The 433-nt window shown below is 37.9% G+C and carries 1 protein-coding gene; it reads right to left on the bottom strand.

The window, feature by feature from the left end; genetic code table 11:
• Positions 1–433: hypothetical protein (locus tag SB749_RS18720; protein ID WP_410711624.1), on the bottom strand; the 433-nt coding region annotated here is incomplete at both ends.

Here is a 433-nt window from a genome sequence, read left to right on the forward strand (position 1 = left end):
CAAAGTATTTTTCAGTGATTTTCAAGTTCATTTTGTTGAGAATATGAGCTTTTGCATAACCGAGCAAAGCTCTATACTCTTTTTGCTTTTCTCCGAAAAAGGTCAAGAAAGCACTAATTGAACGCTTTAAGAAGCGATTCTCTGTTTCAAGTTCTTTCTTTTCAGCTTTCAAACTCCTGTTTTCGCTTTTCAAACGATCATTCTCTTTAGACAATTCTTTTGTTCGGTTGCGTTCACGTACCAACTCATTTTCTAAACTATTATTGTCCTTTCGAAACACCTCGCCCGCTTTAGCAAGGCTTTTCACCTGCTCAAAATCTTCTCTATTCAGCTGAACAGTTTTAGTCAAAAAACCCTTCTCTTTCACTCGTTCTTCGATCTGATCAACCGCCTGCGCTTCAAATGCTGTCTTTTTCAAATCATCCAATCGACC

Origin of the sequence: Brevibacterium sp. SIMBA_078 (assembly GCF_046534565.1) — a bacterium.
Taxonomy (GTDB): Bacteria; Actinomycetota; Actinomycetes; order Actinomycetales; family Brevibacteriaceae; genus Brevibacterium.